This window comes from Micromonospora sp. NPDC051227, from assembly GCF_044455385.1.
GTDB lineage: Bacteria > Actinomycetota > Actinomycetes > Mycobacteriales > Micromonosporaceae > Micromonospora.
Map to the genome: position 1 here is coordinate 15,963 of NZ_JBITET010000009.1, position 25,072 is coordinate 41,034.

Sequence of the window (25,072 nt, forward strand, 5' to 3'; positions counted from 1 at the left end):
CGGAGCCCTGCTGACGCAAGCTTCTTGATCAACAAGGCGCGCCCGGGGTGGGTCAGCAAAAGTGGCGGAGGAGGGTGGTTGCGCGGGTGGGGTCGAACCGCGACGGGTCGAAGGTCGGACCCGCCCAGTCGCGCAGCATCGCGTGGCGGGAGCTGACGGGGTCGGCCGTGGCGCTCTGGTCGTCCAGGGCTTCCAGGAGCGCCTGGTAGCCCAACGGCCCGCCGACGCCCTCCGGCGGGCAGGCCCGCTCGCCGGCCAGGCAGACCGGATACCGCTCGTCGGGGTCGGCGGTCAACGCGTCCTCCACGACCAGGTCGTGCTCCCACCAGTCGCCGAAGTCGTACGTGTAGGAGAACCGGCTGCCCTTGCCGAGCACCGCGTCGAGCCGCACGTCCAGCTCGTCGTGCAACGCCAACTCCCCGTCCGGGTCCGGCTCGCCGTACTGCACCGCGTCGATCTCGAACGAGTGCAGGTGACAGTCCCGCCAACCCATCGCGTGCTGCACCACACGGTGCAGCCGGTCCAGCGTGTAGCCGGCCGGCACGAGCACCCGGCGCCACACCGGCGGGCGGGTCCCCGTGAGGGACATCTTCAGCTGGAAGATCTGACGCGACATGCTGTCCTGTCCTCCCGCGGCTTAGGCTGCGAGCATGATCTGCCGAGCGTGCCGGGCCCGGCGACACGACGACTGCCCGGGCCGGAACTGGTGCGACTGCCAGCACCGTACCGCCGAACCCACCCCTCCGGTCACCGGTCCGGCCGGCGAATGACCGTCGGAATTCCGATCCGACGGCTCTGGCCCGAGCCGTCGACCCTGCCGCTCGACGACGCCGCGCTGACCGCCCTCTACGGCCGCGCCGACAAGCCCCGACTGCGGATGAACTTCGTGGCCAGCCTGGACGGTGCGGTCACCGTGGACGGCTACTCCGCCGGGCTCTCCGGCGAGCCGGACAAGCGGGTTTTCGGCCTGCTGCGGATGGTCTGCGACGCCCTGGTGGTGGCCGCCGGCACGCTCCGCCACGAGGAGTACCGGGCGGTCCGGCTCAACGAGCGCCGCCGCGCCTGGCGCCGCGCCAACCGGTTGGCCGAGTACCCGACGTTGGTGGTCGTCTCCGGTTCGCTCGACCTGGATCCGGCGCAGGCCGCCTTCGCCGACGCGCCGACCCGCCCGGTGGTGCTCACCCACGCCGACGCCGATCCGCCGCCCGGGCTGACCGACGTCGCCGACGTGCTGCGCTGCGGCGCCGAGCGGGTCGACCTGGCCGCCGGTCTCGCCGAGCTGCACCGACGCGGGCTCACCCAACTGCTGTGCGAGGGCGGCCCACACCTGTTCGGCGCGCTCACCGCCGCCGACCTGGTGGACGAGCTGTGCCTCACCGTCTCGCCGCTGCTGGCCGGGCCCGGCCCCGGCCGGATCACCGCCGGCGACGCCGCACCACCCCGGCACCTGCCACTGCGCCACGTGCTCGCCGCCGAGGACGGCGTCCTCCTGCTCCGCCACGGCCGCCCGTAACCCGCCGTCGCCCGGTCACACACCCACCGTGGTGAGTGTGACGGCGCATGGTGTCGTCCGCCGCGTCGCGTGGCGACCTGTCGTACTCCTCGGGCAGGATGCACTGCATGTGCGCCGACCGTGATGCCCGACCGACCCGAGTCGCCCGATGACCGACGCCGATCTCGACAGCCCTGGCGAGGCGGTCGGGCGGGTGCTGGGCACCGCCGACGCCACCCCGTTGCAGTTCTGGACGGCCGTGGCGCCCGGCAGTTACCTCCAGCTCGACGACGTGGTGGTCACGCGTCGGGAGCTGCCGGACCGGGAGCCGGTGACGATCGCCGGGGTGGTCACCCAGGTCCGCGCTCGGCACGAGGGCGCCCAGTTCGACTCCGACGTGTTCGCCATCGCCGACGGCACGCTGCCCGCGCAGGTGCAGGAGGCGGCCGAGGTCACCACCACCCGGGTCGATCCCGAGCTGTACGTGCCGCCGACCCCGGGCGCGGTGGTGCACCGGGCCGAGGGTGACGCCCGGGCCCGCGCGCTGCACTTCGACCGGATGGAGCGGCGCATCCCGATGGGGATGGGTCGGGACGGGGTCCCGGTCTACCTCAACGCCGACTTCCTCGACGGCAGTCGGGGCGCGCACGTCTCCATCTCCGGCATCTCCGGGGTGGCCACCAAGACCAGCTTCGCCACCTTCCTGCTCTACTCGGTGTTCCGCTCCGGCGTGCTGGGCGGCGACGCGGTCAACGCCAAGGCGCTGATCTTCAACGTCAAGGGTGAGGATCTGCTCTTCCTGGATCACCCCAACACCCGCCTCGACGAGCCCACCCGCGCGGCGTACGCGAAGCTCGGGTTGAGCGCCGGCGCCTTCCCCGACGTGCGGGTGTACGCCCCACCCCGGGTCGGCGACTCGGCCGGCACGCCGGATGTGAGCAGCCGGCTCACCGGGGTGGATTCGTTCTACTGGACGCTGAGCGAGTTCTGCACCGACCGCCTGTTGCCGTACGTCTTCGCCGACGCCGACGACGAGCGCCAGCAGTACACGATGGTGGTCCACTCGGTGGCCGCGCACCTGGCCCGCTACGCCCAGCCCGCCGACGGCGGGGTGAGCATCGACGGGGTCCGGCTCGGCTCCTACGGCGACCTGGTCGACCACATCGTCGATCAGCTCAACGACGACGAGACCCGTTCCGACTGGGCCGGCAGCGCGGTGGGGTTGGGCACAGTCAACGCGTTCGCCCGGCGGTTGATCGGCAGTAAGAAGGATCTGGCCCGGCTGATCCGTGGCGACCTCGCCACCCGCCGCCCCCACTCGATCAACACGAGCGAGTCGGCCCAGGTCACGGTGGTCGACCTGCACAACCTTCCGGACCGCGCGCAGCGGTTCGTGGTCGGTGTGACGCTCAAGAGCGAGTTCGAGCGCAAGGAGAAGTCCGGCACCGCCAAGCCGCTGCTCTTCGTGGTCCTCGACGAGCTCAACAAGTACGCCCCCCGGGAGGGCTCCTCGCCGATCAAGGAGGTCCTGCTGGACATCGCCGAGCGGGGCCGTTCGCTCGGGGTGATCCTGATCGGCGCGCAGCAGACGGCGAGCGAGGTGGAGCGGCGGATCGTCACCAACTCGGCGATCCGGGTGGTCGGCCGGCTCGACCCGGCCGAGGCGTCCCGCCCGGAGTACGGCTTCCTGCCGCCCGCGCAGCGCCAGCGGGCGTTGCTGGCCAAGCCGGGCACCATGTTCGTCAACCAGCCGGACATCCCGGTGCCGCTCTGCCTGGAGTTCCCCTTCCCGGCCTGGGCCACCCGGGTCTCCGAGGCGGGCCGGGCGCCATCGGAGACGCTGCGCTCGATCACCCAGTCCGCCGACCCGTTCGCCGTGGTGGGCTCCGGCGGCGGCACCGACGACGACATCCCGTTCTAGCTGGGGGCCGGCACAGCCATGAAGATCCTGCACACCTCCGACTGGCACGTGGGAAAGGTGCTCAAGGGGCAGTCCCGGGCCGACGAGCACAAGGCCGTGCTGGCCGGGGTGATCGAGATTGCCCGTTCCGAACAGCCGGATCTGGTGATCGTCGCCGGTGACCTCTACGACACCGCCGCGCCCAGCTCGGAGGCGACCCGCCTGGTCACCAGGGCGTTGACGGCGCTGCGGCGGACCGGCGCGGACGTGGTGGCGATCGGTGGCAACCATGACAACGGCCCGGCGCTGGACGCGCTGCGCCCGTGGGCCGATGCCGCCGGCATCACGCTGCGCGGCGGGGTGCGGGAAAATCCGGACGAGCACGTCATCGACGGCACCACCGCCGGAGGCGAGCGGTGGCGGCTGGCCGCGTTGCCGTTCCTGTCCCAGCGGTACGCGGTACGCGCGTTGGAGATGTACGAGCTGACCGCCGCGGAGACCAACCAGACGTACGCCGACCACCTGGGCCGGGTGCTGGGGCGACTGACCGAGGGTTTCACCGAACCGGACCGGGTGCACCTGGTAACCGCGCATCTGACGGTGACCGGCGCGGCCACCGGTGGTGGCGAGCGCGACGCGCACACCGTGTTGGGCTACGCCGTTCCGGCCACCGTCTTTCCGGCCACCGCGCACTACGTGGCGCTGGGTCACCTGCACCGGGCGCAGCGGGTCGCCGGCCCCTGCCCGGTGCGGTACAGCGGCAGTCCGCTCGCCGTCGACTTCGGTGAGCAGGAGAACATCCCCTCGGTGACGGTGGTCGAGGTGACGGCCAGCACCGCCGCCCGGGTGCGGGAGGTGCCGGTGACGGCGGCGAGCGCGCTGCGCACGGTGCGGGGCACCCTGGCCCAGCTCGCCGAGATCGAGGCACCGGACGCGTGGCTGCGGGTGTACGTGCGGGAGCAACCCCGCGCCGGCCTGCGCGAGGAGGTCCAGGAGCTGCTCCCCCGGGCCCTGGAGATCCGGATCGACCCGGAGTTGTTGGCCGCGCCGGGCAGTGGCGCGCGCATCGCCCAGCGGTCGGGGCGTTCGCCCCGGGAGTTGTTCGCCGACTACCTGGACAGCCGGGGCCACGCCGACGAGGGTGTCCGGGAGCTCTTCGACGAGCTTTTCGAGGAGGTCGAGCACTGATGCGTCCGATGCGGTTGGACATGGCCGGGTTCACGGTCTTCCGGGACGAGACCACAGTCGACTTCACCGACGCCGACTTCTTCGCGCTGATCGGCCCGACCGGTTCGGGCAAGTCGACAGTGCTGGACGCGATCTGCTTCGCCCTCTACGGCATGGTGCCCCGCTGGGGTGGCGCCCGAGGGTTGGCGAACGCGCTCGCGCCGTCGGCGACCGAGGCGCGGGTGCGGTTGGTCTTCGAGTCCGGCGGCGCCCGGTACGTGGCGACCCGGGTGGTGCGGCGGGACGGCCGGGGCAACGTGAAGACCGCGAACGCCGGGTTGCAGCTGATGCCGGCCGGCTTCGACGTGACCAAACTGGACACCGGGTTGAGCCCGGACGACCTCGGCGAGGTGGTGGCCGGCACCCCCGCCGAGATGGAACAGGCGGTGCTGGAGGCGGTGGGGCTGCCGTACGAGCAGTTCACCAGCTGTGTGGTGCTGCCACAGGGGCAGTTCGCCGACTTCCTGCACGCCAAGCCGGCGACGCGGCAACAGATCCTGGTCAACCTGCTCGGCCTCGGCGTCTACGAGGACGTGCAGAAGAAGGCGACGGCGCGCGCCGCGCAGGCGGAGGCCCGGCTGGAGGCGGTCGACCAGGTGCTCGCCGGGTTGACCGGCGTGGACGACGAGGCGTTGGCCGAGGCTGAGGCCCGGGTGGAGCGGATGGCCGAGCTGGCGGCCGCGGTGGCCGAGGCGGTGCCGGAGCTGGCGGCGGCCCGGGTCACCGCACGGGAGGCCGCGGCGGCGCTGACCGCGCTGGACGACGAGCTGACCGTGCTGACCGGGGTGCGCGCGCCCGGCGGAGTGACCGCTGTCGCTCGCGCGGTCGCCGCGGCGCGGGCCGACGCCGAGGCGGCGGCGACAGCGGTGTCGCTGGCCGAGGAGCGGGAGGACAAGCTGCGCGGTGAGCTGACCGCCGCCGGTGACGAGAGCGCGCTGCGACTGCAACTACGGGCGTACGACGATCGGGATCGGCTGTCCGGCGAGGCCGACACGGTCCGGGCGACGGTGCGCGCGGCGAATGACGAGCACGCCGCCGCGGTGGCGGCGCTGGCCGCCGCACGGGTGGTCGCCGAGCGGGCCGACGCCGAGCTGGAGGCGGCATTCCGGGCGCATGAGGAGGCGAAGGCCACCGACCTGGCGGTGAGCCTGCGGGTGCATCTGCATACCGGTGCGGCGTGCCCGGTGTGCGAGCAGCCGGTGGCCGAGGTGCCGGCGGTGCCGGCCGATTCGGCGGTGGCAGCAGCGACGGCGGCGGGCAAGGCCGCGCGGGCCGCGAGCAAGGCCGCGCAGGCGACAGTGCAGGAGCGGGACACGGCGGCGCGGGAGCTGGAGCGGCGGCTGGTGCAGGCGCGAGCCCGGCAGGAGCAGATGGAGGCCCGGCTGGCCGAGCTGGACGGGCAGCTCTCCGGCGCGGCCGAGCCGGCCGTGCTGCGCCGGGAGTTGGCCGAGCACGCCCGGTTGCGCCGCGCGCTGGAGGAGGCGGCGACCGCGGTCCGGGCCGGCCGCGAGACCGCTCGGCAGGCCCGAGCCGGGGTGGACGCCGCCGAGGAGCGGCTGCGGGCGGCGTGGCGGGCCTTCGACACCGCCCGTGACGGGTTGGCCCGGTTCGGCCCACCGGCGACCGATCGGGACGACGTGGCTGCCGCGTGGGCGGCGCTGACCGAGTGGGCGACCACCGAGGCGGACCGCCGCCGCGCCGAGCGGGCCGGTCGGGCCGCCGCCGTGGCGGAGGCCGAGTCGGTGGCCGACGGGGTGCAGCGGGCCATCGCGGGCATCTTCGCCGCCGCCGACGTGCCGGTCGGGGACGACCCGGTGCACGCGGCGACAGTGGCTGTGGAGCGGGCCGACGCCGACCGGCGGCGGCTGCACGAGCGTCGCGAGCAGGCCGGGACGTTGCGCGAGCAGCGGGCGGGGCACGAGCGGGAGGCGCAGGTGGCGCGCGCGCTCGCCGGGCACCTGCGGGCCAACAACTTCGAGCGGTGGTTGCTGGCCGAGGCGTTGGACCTGCTGGTCGACGGCGCGTCGGGGATCCTGCGGGAGTTGTCCTCCGGGCAGTACGAGCTGGTGCACGACAAGGGCGAGTTCGTGGTGGTCGACCACCATGACGCGGGGCTGCGTCGCGGCGTGCGCACTCTCTCCGGGGGTGAGACGTTCCAGGCGTCGCTGGCGCTGGCGTTGGCGCTCTCCGAGCAGTTGGCCGGGATGTCCACCACGGCGGCGAGCCTGGAGTCGATAGTCCTGGACGAGGGTTTCGGCACGCTCGACGCCGCCACCCTGGACACGGTGGCGGCGACTTTGGAGAACCTGGCGGCCCGAGGCGATCGGATGGTCGGCGTGGTCACCCACGTGCCGGCGTTGGCCGAGCGGATCCCGGTCCGCTTCGAGGTGCGCAAGGATGCCCGGTCCGCGCGCGTGGAGCGGACGGGCCGGTGAGCGCGAGGAGTGCAGCGCAGCGGAGCCCCGCAGTCGCGAACGAAGGGCCAGCTCGGTGAGCGACGCCGCGTTCTTCGTGGATTCGTGGGATCCGGCTTACGGGGCGTCGTTCGAGGCGTCCGCCGCCGGGCCGGCCGCGCCGAGCAGCGCCCAGGTCGACGCGGACGTGGAGTTGCCCGCCGTGGACTGGCGGGCGATCGGGGTACGCCCCGGGGTGCGGGCGCCCGACGTGGTGTTGCTGGTCGACGGGGTTCGCCGCATCGACGCGAGCATCTGGACGGCGGAGACCGACGGCCTGTCGTTCCCCGGGTTGGCCGCCTCGTACGCGGCCGGGGTGGTCCGGTGTGACCTGGGGCGGGGTGCGGCGCAGTTGGCGGGCACCCGGGTTGGTCGGGGCCTGTTCACCGCGAGCCCGTCGGCGCAGGATGTGGTGGCGGGCGCGATCCGTTACCCGGTGCACCGGGTGGGTGGCACCGGCGAGCTGGCGAAGTTGCCGGCCGCCGTGCAGGGCCCGCTGACCGCGTTGGAGGTGGCGGTGTCCGACGCCGCCCGGGTCGACGGTGACCTGTTGGTGGTGGACGGCCCGTTGCGCAGTCGTCGGCAGTTGCCGCGCACCCTGGGCTACATCAAGACGCAGCACAGTCAGTACCTTGATGCCCGGCTGACCGCTGTGGTGACGGGTATGGCCTCGGGTGAGCGCTCGCCGGTGTTCCGGCTCGGCACCGCCTGGGGTGGTTGGTCGTGGTATCTGCGGCTGCCGGTGGCGATCGGCGCGCCGTGGGCGGGCATCGTTCGGGTGGAGTGCTCTGCCGATCTGCCCGTCGAGGCGGCGATCGAGCTGGCCGACCTGTCGCTGGTCACCCTGCCACGCTTCGCTTCCACCCCGTACAAGGATCCTCGGGCCCCGCAGAACCTGATCCCGATCGCCGGCCTGGAGCGCCGACTGCGGGCCCTGCTCGGCGATTCCCGGCTGCTGCACCGCGCGCTGACCGCCGCGGCCCGCGCCGCCCGATGAGCGCGGATACCAATTCCGGTGGGGCGTAAACGGGCGGGTGACCGGGTGGTCGAGCAGGTGGACACCGGGCTGGCGGAGCTCGTCCCGGCTCCGGACCGGGCCGGCTCGTGGACGCTGCTGCTGGACGGCGCGCCGCAGTCGCACGTCGACCTGACCGACCCCACCCACCTCGAGTTCGAGTACGTGCGGCGGTTGGCCGCCGCCTTGGATCTGATCGCACCGGCCGGTGAGCCGCTGCGGGTGCTGCACCTGGGTGGCGGCGCGCTGACCCTGCCCCGGTACGTCTCCGCCACCCGACCCGGGTCGGCCCAGCGGGTGTCCGAGGTGGACGGCGCGCTGGTGGAGCTGGTCCGTCGGGCGTTGCCGTGGCCGTCCGACGCCCGGTTGCGGGTCCGGGTGGAGGACGCCCGGGCGGTGCTGACGTCCACTCGGGAGGCCAGCTACGACGTGGTGGTCGCCGACGTGTTCGCCGGTGCGCGTACGCCGGCCCACCTCACGTCCGTGGAGTACACGGCCGAGGTGGCCCGGGTGCTCCGCCCCGCCGGTTGGTACCTGGCGAACCTCGCCGACGGCCCGCCGCTGCGGCACGCCCGTGGGCAGGTCGCCACGGTCCGATCGGTGCTGCCGCAGGCCTGCCTGATCGGGGACGCGGCGGTGCTGCGTGGGCGCCGGTACGGGAATCTGGTGCTGGTCGCCGGGCGGTCCACACCGCCGGTGCCGGAGCTGACCAGACGCGCTGCCGGCGACTGGTTTCCCGGCCGGGTGGTGGCCGGCGACGAGCTGGACCGCTTCGTCGGTGGCGCGCAGGTGGTACGGGACGCCGACGCCACCGGCTCCGATCCGCCACCGCCGGGGCTGTTCTCGGTACGCCGCTGACCGTCCGTTCGACGGCGGCGGGGAAGTTTTTCCGTCGTTTGTTGATCCGCTGGGGCCGGCGCTGCGTACCACCGGGCGGCCCACCTCGTGGGCCGGTGTTGGTCACGGAACATCCCGGAGGTCTGCATGCACGCGGTGGCGGCCGGTTGGCATGGCGACGCGGTACGCGCTGACTGGTTGTCGGCGCGACCCTCGTCACGGTCAACCTCGTCTGCCCGGGGGGTCGACGCGCGGGCGACGCCTCGCCAGAATGGTCCGGTGACGCCGCGACCGGCGCCCGGGCGCCATCAGGCGACGACGACCGAGGCCAGCCACTCCGACCAGTTGATCCGTCAGCTCTATGCCGAGCACGCCGGCCCGTTGCTGATGTTCGTCATGCGTCTCACCGGGGGGGACCGGCAGCGCGCGGAGGACATCGTCCAGGAGACGCTGCTGCGGGCCTGGCGCAACGCGCACCGCCTGGGCACCCAGGGGCAGGGTTCGCTGCGGCCGTGGTTGGTCACGGTGGCCCGCCGCATCGCCATCGACGAGCACCGCAGCCAGGAGGCCCGGCCGCCGGAGACGTACGACCGGGACCTCACCGCGTTCGCCGAGGCGGACAGCACCGACCGGGTGCTGCGCACCATGACGGTGGCGGACGCGCTGCGTACGCTCAGTCAGTCGCACCGGGAGATCCTGATCTCGACGTACTTCCGGGGGCGGACGGTGCCGGAGGCCGCCGAGGAGTTGGGCCTGCCGCTCGGCACCGCCAAGTCGAGGGTCTACTACGCGCTGCGCGCGCTGCGCACGGCTCTGCAGGAGCGGGGGGTGACAGAATGAGCCGGCCGGACCACATGGACGTCGCGGCGTACGCGCTCGGTGTGCTCGACGAGCAGGACACTGAGCGGTTCGAGGAGCATCTCGCCACCTGCTGGGCGTGCGCGGCCGAGTTGGAGACGATGGTGCCGGTCGTCGGGCTGCTCTCCGACATCGACGGCGAGACGATGATGGCGCTGGAGCAGACGGCGACCGACCCGGCCCTGCTGGACCGGACGCTCGGCGCGGTCCGGGCCGACCGGCGGCGTACCCGGTTTCGCCACATGCTCGCGACGGCCGCCGCGGTGGTGGTCTTCGGCGGTCTGACCGGGTACGGCTTCGTCAGCGTGACCGGCAACGAGCAACCGCCGGGGGTGCTCGCCGAGTCGACGCCGAGCGCACCCAACGACCCGCCGACCAGCGGGCCGACGGCCGCGCCGAGCGGCCCGGGTGTGGGCGGCACCGAGGTGGAGGGTGACCAGGTCGAGGCGACCGACCCGACCACCGGTGTGCAGACCACCATGTTCCTGGTGACGAAGGACTACGGCACCCGGATCAATTTCAGCCTGCGGAAGCTGCCCGGCCCACGCATCTGCCGACTGGTGGTGGTACGCAAGAACGCCACCACCGAGGTCATCTCGACCTGGTCGGTGCCGGATGGCGGTTATGGCACCAACACCCGACCGCAGGGTCTCGAACTGAGCGCCTCGACGTCGGCTCTGCCGAAGGACATCAAGCAGCTCCAGGTGCAGTCGGTGGATGCCAACGGCGTAGCGAGTCCGCTGGTCACCGTACCCATGTAAGCGCGGTTACCGCATCGGCGCCGGTCATTGTCACAATGACCGGCGCCGATCTGTTGTTGCGCGAAGGGGCCCTCGCGGGGGCGTACGCATGGCGGCCGGAAACGGTTCAATCGGTTTACGTGAAATTGACCACTGTTACTACTTCAACCTTGACAGCCCGCCCGCCGTACCTATGGGTGAACTGTCAAGAATGAGGAGGGCACGTGGCACAGATGAAGCGGACCGTCATCGTCGCGAGCGCGATGGTCGCACTAACGGCCTGCGCTCCCGCGGGTTACGACGGGGCGAACTCGAGCGCGGCCGAGCCGGTCGCCGTCGCCGCGGCCGAGCCCACCGCGACGGTTGAACCTGAGGCCTCGGCCTCCCCGGAGGCGCCCGCCGCCGACGCCCCGCCCGCGGACGTCGATCTGACCGACAAGTTGGTCGGTAAGAGTGTCGCCCGGATGGGCAAGGTGGTCACCGACCAGGACGGCTGGATCCTGTACCGCTTCGACAAGGACACCGCCGACCCGCCGTCGTCGAACTGCGTCGACAAGTGCGCCGAGGTGTGGCCCCCGGCACTGACCGACGGCAACCCGGAGCTCACCGGCGTCTCGGACGACAAGGTCGGCAGCGTGACCCGGCAGGACGGCACCCGTCAGCTCACCGTCGGCGGCTGGCCGGTCTACCGCTACATCGGTGACAAGAAGCCCGGCCAGTGGAAGGGCCAGGCTGTCGGTGGCACCTGGTTCGTGGTCCAGCCGGACGGCAAGAAGAACCTGAGCTGCCTGCCCAAGGGCACGCCGAAGGCGGTCGCACCGCCGGCGGACAGCGGCTCGAACGACGCCGGCGGCTCGGGCTACTCGTACTGAGCCTGGTCGCCGATGAGGGCACGGTGGTCGGTCGTCGCCGGGGAGGGCGCGACCGACCACCGTCGTGTCCGGGGTGGGTCAGGTCCGTTCCCACGGGCTCGGCACCGGGAAGTACGTTTCCAGGAACGGGATGAGCAGCGCCAACTGCGCGTCGAGGTCCTCCTCGACGGAGAACGCGTCGTTCAGACAGAACACCTGCCGATCCCGACGGGCGAGCAGGTGCGCCAACCGGGCGGGTGTGTCCGGGTGGGACAGCTCGGCGATGGTGTAGCGCAGGTTCCCCGGTGCCGCGCGACCGGTGTGGAACGCGTAGTAGTGATGCAGCGACGAGGCGACCGACAGGTCGTCCATGCTGCGGAACTGACTCGCCGCGGTCCGCCGGTACTGCTGCGGGAACGTCTGCTCGATCTCCTGGAGCACGCTCCGCCGCAGCGCGTGCGGCATGTGCTTCATCTTCTGGGTCAGCACGGTGCCGAACCGCTCCGCGATCAACGCCCGGTTGTTCTTCCCGGCCGCCGACGACGGGATGTCCCCGGCGGCGGGTGGGCCCGGCGGCACCAACGCCGGCGAGGGGAAGAACCGGGAGATGCCGTTGGCCAGGAAGAAGTCCTGGGGCAGCACCTCGGTGCCGAGGAAGACGTCGTCGTTGAAGTACAGGAAGTGCTCGGAGAGCCCGTCGATGTGGTGCAGCTGACTCTCGATGGCGTGCGAGTTGTACGTCGGCAGCACCGTCGGGTCGGTGAAGATCTCCCGATGGCTGACCACCCGCAGCCCGGTGGCGGACGGGTCCAGCCAGGTCGGCACCTGGTCGTCGGTCACCAGGTAGACATGGCGCACCCAGGGCGCGAACATGTGCAGCGACCGGAGCGAGTAGCGCAGCTCGTCGCGGCTGAGGAAGCGGGCCGCGCTCGCCGCCTCCGCGTGGTACGGCACCCCGGCCACCTCTGCCCGTCGGCGTAGCCAGGTCGGGTCGGCGCCGTCGACCCAGGTGTAGACCACGTCGACTGGGAACGGCACATCGTCGGGGCGCGGTGCGGCGAACTCCGGACGGGTCCAGGCGGTCGCGGGCGCGGCGGCGGGCGCCAGGCCGGTGAACCGCGACTCCGGTACGAGGACCAGCGGCGCCGCCACCGCCACCTGTTCGGCGACAGCGTTGGGTCGCGGCGCGACGAGTGTGTCACCGTCCCGGGTCCAGAACTCGACGTCGCACCCGTACGCCTGCCCCAGCACCAGCCGCCGCTGGGGGTCGGTCCAGTACCAGGTCAGCCGCACCACCGGGGCGTCGGCCAGCCGGTCCCAGGTCTTCGGTTCGAAGCCGGCGGCCGGCTGCCCGGTGGCGTCCGGCAGGCAGACGTAACCGGGGACCCGACCGCAGGCGGCGGCGAGTGCGGCGTACGCCCGCGCGCGGTGCTCGGCGTCGACGGCGACCACCGACGAGCGGTGGGTTTCACCGCGTACCCGGAAGTGGGGTACGCCGGCCTCGTCGAGCGCCGCCGTCACAGTGGTGAGGTTGTCCAGCCGCGCCGTCAGCGGGGTGACTGTCGCCCCGATCCGGGCCACCCGGGGTCCCCGGTCGGCGGTGACGACCACCCGGTCCGCGCCGGCCAGCAACTCCGGCTGGCGGCGGGCCAGCCGCTCGCCCCGGCGCTCGGAGAGGTGACCGTCGCGGGCGGCCCGGGCGACCCACTGCTTCAGCTGGTGTCGGGCCCGGGGGCTCACCTTCGTCGCGATGGCACGCCGGGTCTGCGGGCTGAGCACCCGGCGGTACACCTCCACGAACCCGGTGGGTTCGGCCAGCGCCCGGGCTGGCTCCCCCGGCGTGGGCTTCAACTCGGTCACCGGTTTCTCCTTGTGTCCGTGTTCATGGGCGATCGACGACGACGATCGACAGTTCGCTGTCGCGGGTGTAGTACGGGCGGACTCGCAGCAGTGGTGCCGGGTCCTCCTCCACGAGATCCAGCCCCGGATCGTCCACCAGGTAGATCTCCGGGTAGTTGTAGACGAGTTTCTTGTCGACGATGTCGTCGACGAGCAGACCCAACCGGACCTCACGGTCCGTGCCGACCTGCCGCAGCCACAGATCCCAGTCCTCGTATCGGCCCAGTCGATGTGCGGCCAGCTCGTCTACAGCCACGTCGATACGCAGGTGACCGCTGCCGGTCCGTACCACCGGCACGGACACCGCGCACTCGTGGTGACCCCGTCGGTGGAGCACGGCCTGCTCGGGAATGCCGGATCCGCACCAGACAGCCTCAATCGACACCCGCTCACCGCTGAGTGCGATCCGCCGCACCTCGGCGTGCTCTGCCCGGACCCAGCTCCGCACCGCCAGAAAGCCGTCCGCCGTGCGGTACGGCAGGTGCGAACGGACCACGTACCCACCGGCCGGCTCATCCGCCGGTCGGTGACCGCCGGCGAGTACCCGCGTGTCGATCCGGGCCGGACACAGTCGGAGGCGCGCCCCCGTCAGCGGCTGGAGGTACGCGTTCCAGCGGCCCTCCGGCAACGCGTCGGCGGGCAGCACCGCCACCTGGCGCACCCCGTCGTCCTGCGGTTCCAGTGGCACCCGCACCTTGTGCCCGTTGTCCCGATCGCGCAGCAACAGGTGCGCGCCCGCAGCGAGGTCCGGTGCATCGATACTCAGACTGAGGCCGTGGTCCGGCAGCACCTGACAGTCCGCTGTCGGCCCGGCGGCTGGTGCGGCGGCCCGCCGCCGGATCGCCTTCTGCAATCGGGCGGAAGTGGCGCGGGCCTGCCGAATGCGGGAGAGGCGCACCAGTGCGCCCAGGCTCGCCCGGCGGGCCAGGTCACTGCCCGCGATCCCGCGAAGGACCGGATCGCCCAACAGCCGGACCAGATCGGGTTCCCGAACCAGTTCACCGCTACGAGCCAGCACCGAACGACCGGTGCGCGGCCCCTTGCCCGACCGGGCGGCCCGAGAGGGCCGCCCGAGCGCCGGGCCTCGCTCGACCAGCACGGCGTCACACTGTCGGGCGAAGGAGTCGGCGAGCGTATCCGGGTCGAACCGCGCCGCGTTCGCCAACGCCTGCCGGGCCAGGCCGGCCCGGAGATCGTCGTCGTGCATCAGCGTCCGCAACGCCGAGGCGTACGCGTCGATGTCGCCCATCGGGACCAGCAGACCATCGACCCCGTGCTGGATGATCTCGCGGGGTCCGACCGGGCAGTCGGTGCTGACGACCGGCAGGCCGAGCCGCATCGCCTCCACGATGGTCATGCCGAACGATTCTCGCTCCGAGGAGACCGCCGCGATCGAGCCCTTGACCCACTCCGTGGACATGTCCTCTCGCCGGCCCATCAGTTGGACCTGGTCGGACATCCCCAACTCGCGGATCTGTGCGACCAGCGCGGGGCGTTCTGGGCCATCTCCGTAGATCCGCAGCTTCCAGCCCGGATGATCGCCGGATGCCCGCGCGAAGGCGGCGATGAGCCGGTCGTAGCGCTTGATCGGGTCGAGCCGCCCCGCACTGACCACGATCCGGTTGGTCCCGTCGGCCAGCGGCACGGTGGGCTGGGGAACACTGTTCGGCAGTGCCACGACGCGGGTGTGTGGCACCGGATTGCCCGATCGGAACGCGGCGGCGTCGGCCTCGGTCACCGTGAAGGCCAGGTCGATCCGGTCGTACGAGAGCCGGATCTCCTCCTTCAGCACGTCGTCGATCAGATCCTGCGTCATGTGCTCCTGCGCCACGCGGACCGCGTGGTCGGGGCCGTGCCGTGCCACCACCATGTTGATGCCTGGCCGGGTACCCACGATCACGTCGGCCCCGGTCGAGCGCAGGTAGTCGATCATCCGTTCGTCGGTCAACCGGCTGTACTGGGTGTGGAACTCCTCGCTCTTCGGCACCAGCAGAGACGGCTCCCGGAGCCGGGGATCGGCCCGGTCAGGACGCCCAGGTCGGGTGTCGAGGAGCGGGACGAGCGCGATCCGGTCGTCGATGGTGAACATCGGCTCGTCGGTGCGGCGGAAGACAGAGACGATCTCCACGCCGTGCCCCCGGCCGACCAGGGCGGTGGCCAGGTTCAGCACGGCCCGATTGGTGCCACCAACGCCGTACATGTTGTGGATCAGGAAGGCGAACTTCACCCGGAGATCCTCAGTTCGTAGGGGCTGGGGACCGGGAAGTACGCCTCCATGAACGGCTCGAGGATGGTCATCTGGTGTTGCAGTTGGGCGAACGTCGAGTAGGCGTCGTTGATGCAGAAGGTGTCCCAGTCCCGCCGTGCCTCCGCTCGCCGCAGCCGCGCTTCGAGGTCGGGTACCGCGAGTTGGACGTAGCCGTAGTTGACGCGCCCGGGCAGCGCGCGGCCGGTCAGGAACGCGTAGTAGTGGTGCAGCGAGTACGTGATGGTCAGGTCGTTGGCACTGCGGAACCGACTGCGCATGGTGGCCTCATGCTCGACCGGAAACTCCCGCTCGATCTCCGCGAGGATGCTGCGCCGCAACGGATAGGGCACATGCTGGGAGCCCTGGGTGAGGGTACGGCCGAACCGCTTCTCGATCAGGGCCCGATTGTTCTTGATCATTGCGTCCACCGGGCTGTCCAGCTCGGTCTTCTCGCCGAGCGGGATCCGGTTCTGCGAAAGGAAGAACTTGGTGTTGCCGTTGGCCAGGAAGAACGTCTGCGGTGCCAGGGGGCGACCGAAGAACATGTCGTCGTTGAGGTACAGAAAATGCTCGGCGAGCCCATCGATGCGGTGCAGCTGACTCTCGATGGCGCACGAGTTGAAGGTCGGCAGGGCGTCCGGGGCCGCGAAGATCTCGTCGTGGTTGACAAGGAAGATGTTGCCGGCGCTGAGGTCCAGCCAGGCCGGACGCTGGTGGTCGGTCACGATGTAGATGTTGCGGACCCACGGGGCGTTCAGGTGTAGCGATCGCAACGAGAACTTCAACTCGTCGCGGTTGATGTACCGCGACTCACTCGCCGCCTCGGCGTGCAGCGACTCACCACGGACGCCCGCACGACGTTGCTGCCACTGGGGGTCCGCGCCGTCCACCCAGGTATAGACCACGTCGATGGGAAAGTCGATGTCGTCCGGGAGCACGCGGTCGAACTCCGCGCGGCTACGCCGGGGCGGGTGCCATTTCGCCGGAGAGGCGAGGCGGGTCAGCCGATGCTCGTCCACCTGCACCGGCGTGCCCTCCAGTGCCACCGCCCGCATCATGCGGTTGGGACGGGGCGAACGGAGCAGGCCGGCGGCCCGGTCGGGTTTCCAGAACTCGATCTCGCAGCCGTACGCCGGGCCCAGGATCAGCTTGAGGGTCGGGTCGGCGCGGAACCAGGTCAGCTTGATCGCCTGAGCGGCGTACAGCTCGGTCCAGGCCGGCGCCTCCGACGCGTCCGTGAGGCCGCCGACGATCGGCGGTCGGGGCAGAACCTGGCTCACGTAGCAGGTCTCGACCCCGCCCAGCTTCTCCAGGGCGCTCAACGCGGCAAGCCGATCAACCTCACTGACGCCGATCACCGGCGTCCGATCGTCCATGCCTCGGACAAGGAAGTAGTCCACCCCGTGCTCGTCCAGCGCGCCGCTCACCGCGTCGACGTTCAGCCGACGCCCCAGGATCGGAGTCAGGTCGGCGTGCACGTGCGCGGTACGGCGTCCACCGTCGACCAGGACCTCGCGAAGCGCGGGGAGGTCTGGCCCGGCGCTCCCCACCGGCGCGGACCTGGCCGCGTCGGCAGCCCGGGATGGCGCGCCCGCGCGCTGCGGTACCACCGGCGTGTTGTTCACGGCACTTCCTTCATCGGGTTCAAGGACGATCCGAATTGGTCCGGTCGCGAGGCGAGGAGCCCGCCGGCTGTCGACACGGCCAGGAGGACGGCGCAGCCGGACGCGTCGACCTGCACCGAGTGGCCACCAGCAATCGGCGTCGACTCGCGGAGCCAGCGGCAGGGCGTCGACCCGGTCGGGTCCAGCCACGCGACGCTGGAGCCGGACGCGTCGTCTCGGACCGCCAGCAGGACCGCGCCCGCTTCGGACACGAACCGAGCGGTCAGCGGGCCGGGACCGCCGTGACCACCGAGGTCAGCGGCCGTCGACAGGTCCCATTCCCGGCCGCCGCCGCGCGTGCGGTACGACAGCACGGACGCCGAGTCCCGTCGCCGGAACAGAAGTAGTCGCTCGCCGTCGGGCAGCCGCGTCACGGCAGGCGGGCCTGCCGGCGCCTCCGTCTCCAGCCGGGCGTACTCGGCTCTGAGTTCCGGCACGGAGACCAGCCAACGTCCGATTCCAGTGCGCCCGGCGGCCAGCACCTCCACGTGGTGGTCGTTCAACGTCACAGCGGCCAGGCCGTCCTGGATGTCCCGGCCACCGAGGTCCTGCCACTGCGTCCAGGACGTCCCGTCGTACAGCCGGGCGCTCAGTCCCTTGCCGGCGTTCCGGGCCAGCAACAGGACACCCCCGTCAGACAGGGAGACAGCGTGCGGCATGCCGATGTTCCGTCGATCCGACGGGGCCTTTCGCCCGGCGGGGTTGCCGAGCGACTCCCAGCGAACGCTGGCGTCGCCGGCGGCGGGCAGTACGGTTGTCCAGATGTCGCGGACGTGCCGATCGGGCTCTGCCGTGAGTCCTTGCCGCACCGCGAAGAGCCGCCAGCCGCCGCTCGGGGTAGCCAACGCGGCGACGTACGGCAGGAGCCCGCTGCCGGGAACCACCCGGCTCGGGGTGAACGCGCCCGAGCCGGCCTGCTGCCAGTGAACCACCTGGCCGCCCCGCACGGCGAAGGCCGACAACTCACCGTTCGGGCCCGGTACCGCCCAGTGCCGCGAGCCGGGATAGCGCAACGTGGTTCCGGAGGCGTTCCCGGTGCCGATCGCATCGCCGCCGACCTTGCGGTCACCGTGGCCGACGGGTCCGTCGGCGGGGCGACCGTCGGCCCACCCGTAGGTGTCCTTGTATCGCTGCTTGAGTGCCCGCGCCTCAGGGCTGAGGTTGGACGGCCACCGTCGGACGTAGTAGCCGCGGAACGCCTCGACGATCGTGGCGCTGCCACCGCCCTCAGCGAACCATCGTTGGGCCGCCTCGTGTGCGAACAGCCCGGTGATGGTGTGGGAGAGGTGGTCGGAGTAATTACCGGTGTCGGCGTGCTGTGGGTTCGCCTTGTCGTGCAGTTGACGATCGGGATCCGGGTCCATCGTCCACAACAGCGTCGGCTCGGCGTCGCGCAGCAGATGCAGCAGCGCCTCGATCAGGTTCTCCCGAGAGTAGGCGAAGGTTCCGGAGACCGGCGAACCCAGCGGGACCATGGTGGGCGTGACAGTCGCTTCGCCGGTCCACAACTGCGGCAGCGACCCAGCTCCGACCGGCGAGCCGGGGGGCGGCGCACACCAGAGGTTCAGCGACACCAACCGGATCCACGGCGCGTCGACCAGCGTCGAAAGGTCCGCCTCGGCCGTCGAGCCCAGGGTGATCGTCGCGCGGTGCCACTTGGCGTCCCGATCACCGAGAACCATCTCCCCGTACGCCGAGCGGAGCCCGTTGAACCGCGCGGCGGCGAAGCCCTCGAAGTCCACGGGCAGCGCGGCGTGTGCCGCCGACCCACCGGGGGCGTTACGTCCATCCGCCTCACCAGAGGTGAGGCAGACTGTCAGGTGTGTGGCACTGTGTCGCAGCTGGCTGGCGAGCAGCGGGTTCAGGAAGTAGAGATCGTCGTCCTGGTGGGCCATGACCGCCATGGACCGAGGACGGCGGTCAGACGTCATGGCGCTCCCCAGACGAATCGGATCGTCGCCGGCCCGGTTGCTCTCTTGAGCCGAGGACGGCCTTGAAGTCGGTGACCGTGTTGAGCATGTTGTTGGGCATGGTGGGCGCGTCGACCGGAGCGCCCCGACGGGCATCCAGCACCGGGCGGTACGAGCGCCTCCACAGCTCCCCCGCGCCCACGTTCCGCCGCTCCGCCACCACGTCGTCCGGCAGCTCGAACGGGGCGGGGAAGGGCAGGTAGCGCGGCAGGAAGTCGGCAAGCATCCGCTCCTGCTCGGCGAACGATCGAGGGTCGGAGTCGGTGTCGTTGAGGCAGAACACGTCACGGTGCCGGCGGGCCAGCAGCTCGGCCAGCCGGGCGGGGGTCGAGGGGTGACCCAGGTCGGCGTACTCGTACTCGATGTCGCCGGGGACGGCCTGCGCGGTCAGGAACGCCCAGTACTGGTGCAGCGACGACGGGATGGACAGGTCGCCATGGTGCCGGAACCGGTGCCGCGCGGTGGCCGTCACCTCGTCCGGCAGCATGCCCTCGATCTGCTGCATGATGCTGCGGCGCAGCGCGAACGGGGTGTGCTTCATCTTCTGCGTGATGGTCACGCCGAACTGCCGTTGGATGTGCCGACGGTTGTTCTTTCCGGCGGCCTTCACCGGCGGGTCCTCCGGCTTCGCCTCCCCCAGACCGAACTGGGCCGGCGAGGGGAAGAACTTCGCGATCCCGTTGGCGTGGAAGAAGTGGTTCGGCAGCAGCGGACGACCGAGGAACACGTCGTCATTGAGGTAGAGGAAGTGTTCGGCCAGTCCGTCGATGCGGTGCAGGCGGGACTCGATGGCGTGCGAGTTGTACGACGACCGGCCGCCGAGGTCGGCGAAGAGTTCGGCGTGCGAGATGACCGTGATCATCGGATGGCTCGGGTCGAGCCAGCTCGGCAGTTGACTGTCGGTGATCAGGAAGATCCGCCGCAGCCAGGGCGCGAAGCTGTGCAACGACCGCAACGAGTACCGCAGCTCGTCGCGGTTGTGGTAGCGCGACGAGTTCGCGGCGACCGCGTGCACCGGGCCGTCCGGAGCGCCGAGCGCCAGCGACTTCCGCTTCAGCCACTGCGGGTCGGAGCCGTCCACCCAGGTGTAGACGGCGTCGATCGGGAAGCCGACCCGGTCCGGCGCTCGGACGGCCAGGTCCCGGCGGGTGCCGTAGGTGTGGTCGTCGGCCTCGGGCACGAAGTGGCTCATCAGCGCCGCTGCCACCCGGACCGGCTGCGCCCGGGCGGGGGCCTCGTCGACGACCCCGTTGCGCCGGGGAGCGCGGACCATGTCTCCGTGCCGGCTCCAGAACTCGATCTCGCAGGCGAACTGAGCGCCGAGGACCACACCGGCGCGGGCATCGGTGACCGGGAAGCAGACCTGGATCACCTCGGTCGGGGCGGCGTCCGGTTGGTCCCGACGGGGCCGGACCTGCACCACCCGGACGTCCGCGCCGGACAGCGCCGGCGCGGAGCGGATCAGGCGTTGTACCGCCGGCCGCTGGTCGTCGAGGACCGCGACGGTGCTGCGCAGGTGGTCGTCGTTACGAATGCAGTGGTATTCGATGCCCGCGGCGTGCAGCGCGGTGGTGACGGCGGTGAGGTTGCGGTGCCACTGTTCCAACGGCGTCGCCGTGGCGACGATCTCGGCCCGGGTTCGAACGCCACCGTCGGTCACCGCCACCCGGGCGCCGAGGGGGTGCACGGTGTCGCCGCCGCGCGGGCGGGAGAGCGTCTGCACCAAGCCGATCCGCCGGTGCGCGGGCAGCAGACGCAGCAGACGCCGCCGTGCCGACGACGGCAGGAGTCGATAGACCTTCAGGGCGATCATGCGCTGGGCCGTCCGCTCGCTACGGCCGCCTTGTCAGCGGGCACCCCGTCAGCCCCACGGACGGGTGGCGGGGTGAGATCCCACTCGCGATGATTCGACACAGACTCGCGCAGCCATCACTGCATGCCCTTCCACAGATCCCCCGTTGGCACTGCGTGGCGATCCAGCGTCGGTCGCGCGCCGCCTGGTGGCGGCTGTCGGCGGGACACCGGTCTCCGGGTCGGACCGCGTTCTCCCGCGAGTGGGAGTTTTTGGCCGCCGCAGGTGGCCCGGGGCAGTGCGTTTACCTGCAGGCCATCAAACAACCACATGATCGATACCTGGCCCACTGCCAAAAGTGGCATAAGGGCGGTATGCACCTGTTCGCCAAGATAATCCTGGCCATTCGGGTGGTTCAACGACACCGGGACGGTCGGGCGAACGTATCCTCGCGAAGCTCCTCAACCGCGGGCGGGACCGGTACGGCCGGTCGTCAGCCCCCACCGTGACCTGGCAGAGTAGCGGGGTGACCGAGACCGGACCCGCCGCGACCAGGGTGCTGCACCCGCCGGTCGGCTACCGGCTGACCGCCTCGGTCCGCGCGCTCACCTTCAGCCCGTACGATCCGTGCGCCCGGGTGGCAGCCGGCACCTTCTGGTGGGCCACCCGCACCCCCGACGGTCCGGCCACGCTCGCACTGCGACCGGCTGGCGGCGAGTTGCTCGCGGAGGGGTACGGGCCCGGCGCCGAGCACGTCCTCGCCCGCGCCGACGCGATCGCCGGGCTGCGCGACGACCTGACCGGCTTCACCGAACTGGCCGCGGCACACCCGCTGGTCGCCCGACTGGCCCGGGAGCATCGGGGCCTCCGGATGCCCGCCACCGGGGAGGTCTTCCCCAGACTGCTGCGCGCGGTCTTCGAGCAGAAGGTCACCGGCAAGGAGGCCTACCGGGCGTACGCGGCGATGGTGCGGCACTTCCGGGAGCCGGCTCCCGGCCCGTTGCAGCCGCTGCTCCTGCCGCCCGAGGCAGCCACCGTGGCCGCGGCCCCCTACTGGGTGTTCCACCCGTTCGGGGTGGAACAGCGCCGAGCCGACACGCTCCGTCGCGCCGCCGCGCTCGCCGACCGCCTGGAGCGCAGCACCGACGCCACCGACGCCACCCGACGGTTGACCGCGATCCCCGGCATCGGGCCGTGGACGGCCGCCGAGGTGGTCCGGATCGCGTACGGCGACCCGGACGCTGTCAGCGTCGGCGACTACCACATCCCGAACACTGTGGCCTGGGCGCTCGCCGGCGAACCGAGGGGCGACGACGCCCGGATGATGGCCCTGCTGGAGCCGTTCCGAGGTCACCGGGGCCGGGTGTGTCTGCTGCTGGAGGCAGCCGGCATCCGAGCACCGAAGTACGGCCCGCGCGCCCCGATCCGCTCGTTCGCCCGGTTCTGAGTCTCGCCGGCGCCACGGCGGTCAGCGACCGGCGCAGAGCCGACGCAGGGTGCGACCGAGCCACCAGGCGTACGCGTGCTGAACGGCCCGGACCGCCGGGCCTCCGGCGCGGGTGAACCAGCGGTCGGGCAGGCTGAACGCGCGGACCTCGAACCAGACCGCGCCGGTGTCGTCGCGGACGACCTCGAACGCCTCCTCGCCTCGCTCCGGGTGCCCGGGCAGAGTGCCGTAGCCGAAGCCGGCGAGCGTGGGCGAGTCCGCGCTCCAGACCACCTGGCACGGCCCCCAGAGGCGGGCCGGGCCGACGCCGAGGCCGGAGGTCACCAGCACACCGGCGGTGGCCCGCGGCGCGTCGGTGCGGATCCGGACGCCGGCGGTGCGGTGCAGCCGCCAGCTCAGCACCGCGTCGGCGGCGGTGTCGAAGCAGCCGCCGGGCAACGGATACCGGTGGCGCAGGTGGTGGTATCCGCCGGGCAGCGGCCCGTGCCGGGTCGACCCCACCTCCGGGTACGTCAACTCGGCCACCGTTGCCCCCTCGACCTCGACCGGACACGGGTCAGGGTACGACCGGCGCGGTCGGGCCGCCGTTGGCGGTGCTGGAGAAGCCGGCCGTCAGCCCCGCTCGCAGCGACGCCTGAGCCCGTCGGCCTCCAATCGCATGTAGCGGCGGAACAGCCCGCCGTACAGCCGGCCGATCAGGCCGGCCAGCGGGCCGGACTGGTTGATGACCAGCTCGACGCGGGTACACCCGTCGGGCAGCGGCAGCAGCCGGTGCTCCCCCGTGGTCCGCACACCCGGCGCGTCGGAGACCCAAACGAACTCCCGCCGCTCGGTCAGTTCGGTGACCCGCCAGACCGCCGGCCGCAGCTTCGGCTGGGTCAGTCGTGCGGTCGCGCCGACCGTCAGCGGCCCCGGCTCCCCCCGCTCGGCCCGGGTCACCGAGTCCGTCCATTCGGGCCAGCGGGGCACGTCGACCAGCACCGCCCAGACCTGCTCGGCATCCGCGCCGATCTCGGTGTCCGCCTCGAACCGCATGGTGTCCCCTCCCCGGCGGCGCCGGTCGGCACCGCCACGGATGCAGACGAGGCCGCCGGGAGCATTGTGACACCGAGGCTCGATCCCGTCCGTCCCTCCTCAGTGGAGGCAGACCGGGCCTGGCACCCGGTGGTTCCCGGCCGCACACACCGTCCCCGGCCACCGCGCGGGTCAGGCGGCCTCGTGCAGGTCGGCCAGGGTGAGAGGGGTACGCCGCCGCAACAGTTCCTCCAGCTCCGGCACCGAGCCGACCTCGCCGAGCACGTTCCGGCCGCCGCCGAACCGCTCCGGGTAGCGGCGGGTCAGCCGGAAGCGGTAGCGGCCCCGGATCAGCTCGACGCTCACCCGCCACCGCCCGCAGCAGCCACAGACCCACTCGGACACCTCGCGAAAGTAGCTCTGACCTGGGGTTATTCGATTCGCCCGGCGGGGACGAGCGGCGCGTAGGCGGACACGCCGCCCCGGCATCCACGGTGATCTGCCTCACGACTGTCGGCAGCGTCTGATTGACTGGTCGGCGTGGACCTGCCGATCAACCCGCCGGTCGAGCCGATGCTGGCCAAGAGCGTTCCCAAGCTGCCCACCACGCCAGGGGTGACCTACGAGCCCAAGTGGGACGGGTTCCGGTGCATCGTGTTCCGCGACGGCGACGAGGTCGAGTTGGCCAGCCGGGGCGGCAAGTCGATGACCCGCTACTTCCCCGAGGTGGTCGAGCAGGCCCGCCGACAGCTGCCGGAGCGGTGCGCTGTCGACGGGGAGTTGATCGTGATTCGGCGTGACGGGCCGAGCGGCCAACCGCGGCTGGATTTCGAGCTGCTGGCCCAGCGCGTCCACCCGGCCGCGTCCCGGGTGAAGATGCTGGCCGAGACCACCCCGGCCGACTTCGTCGCGTTCGACCTGCTGGCGATCGGTGACGAGGCCCTGCTCGACCAGCCCTACCCCCGCCGCCGGGAGCGGCTGGTCGAGGCGCTGGCCGGGGTGCGCCCGCCGGTGCACGTCACCCAGGTCACCACCGACCCGGACACCGCGCGGCGCTGGTTCGACGTCTTCGAGGGCGCCGGGCTGGACGGTCTGATCGTCAAGCCGGCCGACCTGCCGTACGAGCCGGGCAAGCGACTGATGTTCAAGGTCAAGCATGCCCGCACCGCGGACGCGGTGGTGGCCGGCTTCCGCTGGCACAAGTCCGGCCCGGTGGTGGGCTCGCTGCTGCTCGGCCTGTACGACGACGCCGGGGTCCTGCACCACGTGGGCGTGAGTGCGTCGTTCAGCATGGCCCGCCGCGCCGAGTTGCTCGACGAGCTGGCGCCCTATCGGGACACCGGCGGCGAGCACCCGTGGGTGCACGGCGACCACGAGCGTGGCCAACGCATCCCGGGTGGGGTCAGCCGGTGGACCGGCACGAAGAACCTGGAGTGGGAGCCGGTGCGCCCGGAGCTGGTGGTCGAGGTGGGCTACGACGCCATGGAGGGCGAACGGTTCCGGCACACCGCGCAGTTCGTTCGGTGGCGCCCGGACCGCGACCCCCGATCCTGCCGCTACGACCAGCTCGACCGGCCGATCCGCTTCGACGTGGACCAGGTGCTGCGCGGCGACCCGACGGCCACCGTGGACCGAGCCGCCACCGGCTCGGCGTAGCCTGGCCGT

20 protein-coding genes are annotated in these 25,072 nt (G+C 71.8%); 11 read left to right on the forward strand and 9 right to left on the reverse strand.

Features of this window, described 5'->3' with window-relative positions; genetic code table 11:
- Positions 1–52: 52 nt before the first annotated feature.
- Entirely contained in the window at positions 53–616 is a 564-nt protein-coding gene (locus tag ACIA47_RS21640; protein WP_203125934.1) for a plasmid pRiA4b ORF-3 family protein, read from the reverse strand.
- A 150-nt stretch (positions 617–766) separates the two neighbouring features.
- Between ACIA47_RS21640 and ACIA47_RS21645 the strand changes: the two genes are divergently transcribed.
- The 9 genes from ACIA47_RS21645 to ACIA47_RS21685 all read left to right on the forward strand — a co-directional run bounded on the left by ACIA47_RS21645 (position 767) and on the right by ACIA47_RS21685 (position 11,394).
- Positions 767–1,513, forward strand: a complete 747-nt coding sequence (locus ACIA47_RS21645) for a pyrimidine reductase family protein (protein WP_396710175.1) — start codon at positions 767–769, stop codon at positions 1,511–1,513.
- Between the two features lie 148 nt (positions 1,514–1,661).
- Positions 1,662–3,413 carry an ATP-binding protein gene (locus tag ACIA47_RS21650; protein ID WP_091400701.1) on the forward strand — a complete coding sequence of 584 codons (1,752 nt, stop codon included), beginning with the start codon at positions 1,662–1,664 and terminating at the stop codon, positions 3,411–3,413.
- Between the two features lie 18 nt (positions 3,414–3,431).
- A complete protein-coding gene (locus tag ACIA47_RS21655; RefSeq protein ID WP_396710177.1) occupies positions 3,432–4,580 on the forward strand; it encodes an exonuclease SbcCD subunit D in 1,149 nt (382 codons plus the stop codon).
- Positions 4,580–7,054 carry an AAA family ATPase gene (locus ACIA47_RS21660; protein WP_396710179.1) on the forward strand — a complete coding sequence of 825 codons (2,475 nt, stop codon included), beginning with the start codon at positions 4,580–4,582 and terminating at the stop codon, positions 7,052–7,054. Before ACIA47_RS21655 ends, ACIA47_RS21660 begins: the two co-directional genes overlap by 1 nt.
- Before the next feature lie 55 nt (positions 7,055–7,109).
- The gene (locus ACIA47_RS21665; RefSeq protein ID WP_112584984.1) at positions 7,110–8,069 is read left to right on the forward strand and encodes a hypothetical protein; all 960 of its coding nucleotides are present in this window, start codon (positions 7,110–7,112) and stop codon (positions 8,067–8,069) included.
- 18 nt (positions 8,070–8,087) lie between these two features.
- Positions 8,088–8,945 carry a spermidine synthase gene (locus tag ACIA47_RS21670; RefSeq protein ID WP_396710182.1) on the forward strand — a complete coding sequence of 286 codons (858 nt, stop codon included), beginning with the start codon at positions 8,088–8,090 and terminating at the stop codon, positions 8,943–8,945.
- 126 nt (positions 8,946–9,071) lie between these two features.
- The gene (locus tag ACIA47_RS21675) at positions 9,072–9,764 is read left to right on the forward strand and encodes a sigma-70 family RNA polymerase sigma factor (protein WP_091400696.1); all 693 of its coding nucleotides are present in this window, start codon (positions 9,072–9,074) and stop codon (positions 9,762–9,764) included.
- On the forward strand, positions 9,761–10,543 hold the full coding sequence (locus tag ACIA47_RS21680) for an anti-sigma factor family protein (protein ID WP_396710184.1): 783 nt from the start codon (positions 9,761–9,763) through the stop codon (positions 10,541–10,543). The genes ACIA47_RS21675 and ACIA47_RS21680 overlap by 4 nt, the downstream gene beginning before the upstream one ends.
- A 203-nt stretch (positions 10,544–10,746) precedes the next feature.
- The gene (locus ACIA47_RS21685) at positions 10,747–11,394 is read left to right on the forward strand and encodes a hypothetical protein (RefSeq protein ID WP_112584978.1); all 648 of its coding nucleotides are present in this window, start codon (positions 10,747–10,749) and stop codon (positions 11,392–11,394) included.
- Between the two features lie 78 nt (positions 11,395–11,472).
- On the opposite strand, the gene ACIA47_RS21690 is transcribed toward ACIA47_RS21685, so the two are convergent.
- Genes ACIA47_RS21690 through ACIA47_RS21710 form a run of 5 tightly spaced genes read right to left on the reverse strand, consistent with a single transcriptional unit; the run spans position 11,473 to position 20,967 of the window.
- A complete protein-coding gene (locus ACIA47_RS21690; RefSeq protein ID WP_396710186.1) occupies positions 11,473–13,233 on the reverse strand; it encodes a stealth family protein in 1,761 nt (586 codons plus the stop codon).
- A gap of 22 nt (positions 13,234–13,255) precedes the next feature.
- A complete protein-coding gene (locus tag ACIA47_RS21695; protein ID WP_396710188.1) occupies positions 13,256–15,499 on the reverse strand; it encodes a glycosyltransferase family 4 protein in 2,244 nt (747 codons plus the stop codon).
- Positions 15,496–17,145, reverse strand: a complete 1,650-nt coding sequence (locus ACIA47_RS21700) for a stealth family protein (protein ID WP_203126213.1) — start codon at positions 17,143–17,145, stop codon at positions 15,496–15,498. Before ACIA47_RS21700 ends, ACIA47_RS21695 begins: the two co-directional genes overlap by 4 nt.
- A complete protein-coding gene (locus ACIA47_RS21705) occupies positions 17,142–19,079 on the reverse strand; it encodes a PIG-L family deacetylase (protein ID WP_396710191.1) in 1,938 nt (645 codons plus the stop codon). The genes ACIA47_RS21700 and ACIA47_RS21705 overlap by 4 nt, the downstream gene beginning before the upstream one ends.
- A 25-nt stretch (positions 19,080–19,104) precedes the next feature.
- On the reverse strand, positions 19,105–20,967 hold the full coding sequence (locus ACIA47_RS21710) for a stealth family protein (RefSeq protein ID WP_396710193.1): 1,863 nt from the start codon (positions 20,965–20,967) through the stop codon (positions 19,105–19,107).
- Positions 20,968–21,472: 505 nt separating this feature from the next.
- Between ACIA47_RS21710 and ACIA47_RS21715 the strand changes: the two genes are divergently transcribed.
- Positions 21,473–22,393, forward strand: coding sequence for a DNA-3-methyladenine glycosylase (locus ACIA47_RS21715; protein ID WP_112668955.1), 921 nt, complete (start codon positions 21,473–21,475; stop codon positions 22,391–22,393).
- A 21-nt stretch (positions 22,394–22,414) separates the two neighbouring features.
- Here the strand turns inward: ACIA47_RS21715 and ACIA47_RS21720 are convergent, their stop codons facing one another.
- The 3 genes from ACIA47_RS21720 to ACIA47_RS21730 all read right to left on the reverse strand — a co-directional run bounded on the left by ACIA47_RS21720 (position 22,415) and on the right by ACIA47_RS21730 (position 23,812).
- Positions 22,415–22,918 carry a DUF1990 family protein gene (locus tag ACIA47_RS21720; protein ID WP_396710195.1) on the reverse strand — a complete coding sequence of 168 codons (504 nt, stop codon included), beginning with the start codon at positions 22,916–22,918 and terminating at the stop codon, positions 22,415–22,417.
- Positions 22,919–23,005: 87 nt separating this feature from the next.
- Positions 23,006–23,428, reverse strand: coding sequence for an SRPBCC family protein (locus ACIA47_RS21725; RefSeq protein ID WP_396710197.1), 423 nt, complete (start codon positions 23,426–23,428; stop codon positions 23,006–23,008).
- A 171-nt stretch (positions 23,429–23,599) separates the two neighbouring features.
- Positions 23,600–23,812 carry a hypothetical protein gene (locus ACIA47_RS21730; protein ID WP_091400689.1) on the reverse strand — a complete coding sequence of 71 codons (213 nt, stop codon included), beginning with the start codon at positions 23,810–23,812 and terminating at the stop codon, positions 23,600–23,602.
- 135 nt (positions 23,813–23,947) lie between these two features.
- Here ACIA47_RS21730 and ACIA47_RS21735 point away from each other — a divergent pair, with 135 nt between their 5' ends.
- The gene (locus tag ACIA47_RS21735; protein ID WP_112584960.1) at positions 23,948–25,063 is read left to right on the forward strand and encodes an ATP-dependent DNA ligase; all 1,116 of its coding nucleotides are present in this window, start codon (positions 23,948–23,950) and stop codon (positions 25,061–25,063) included.
- Positions 25,064–25,072: the final 9 nt, after the last annotated feature.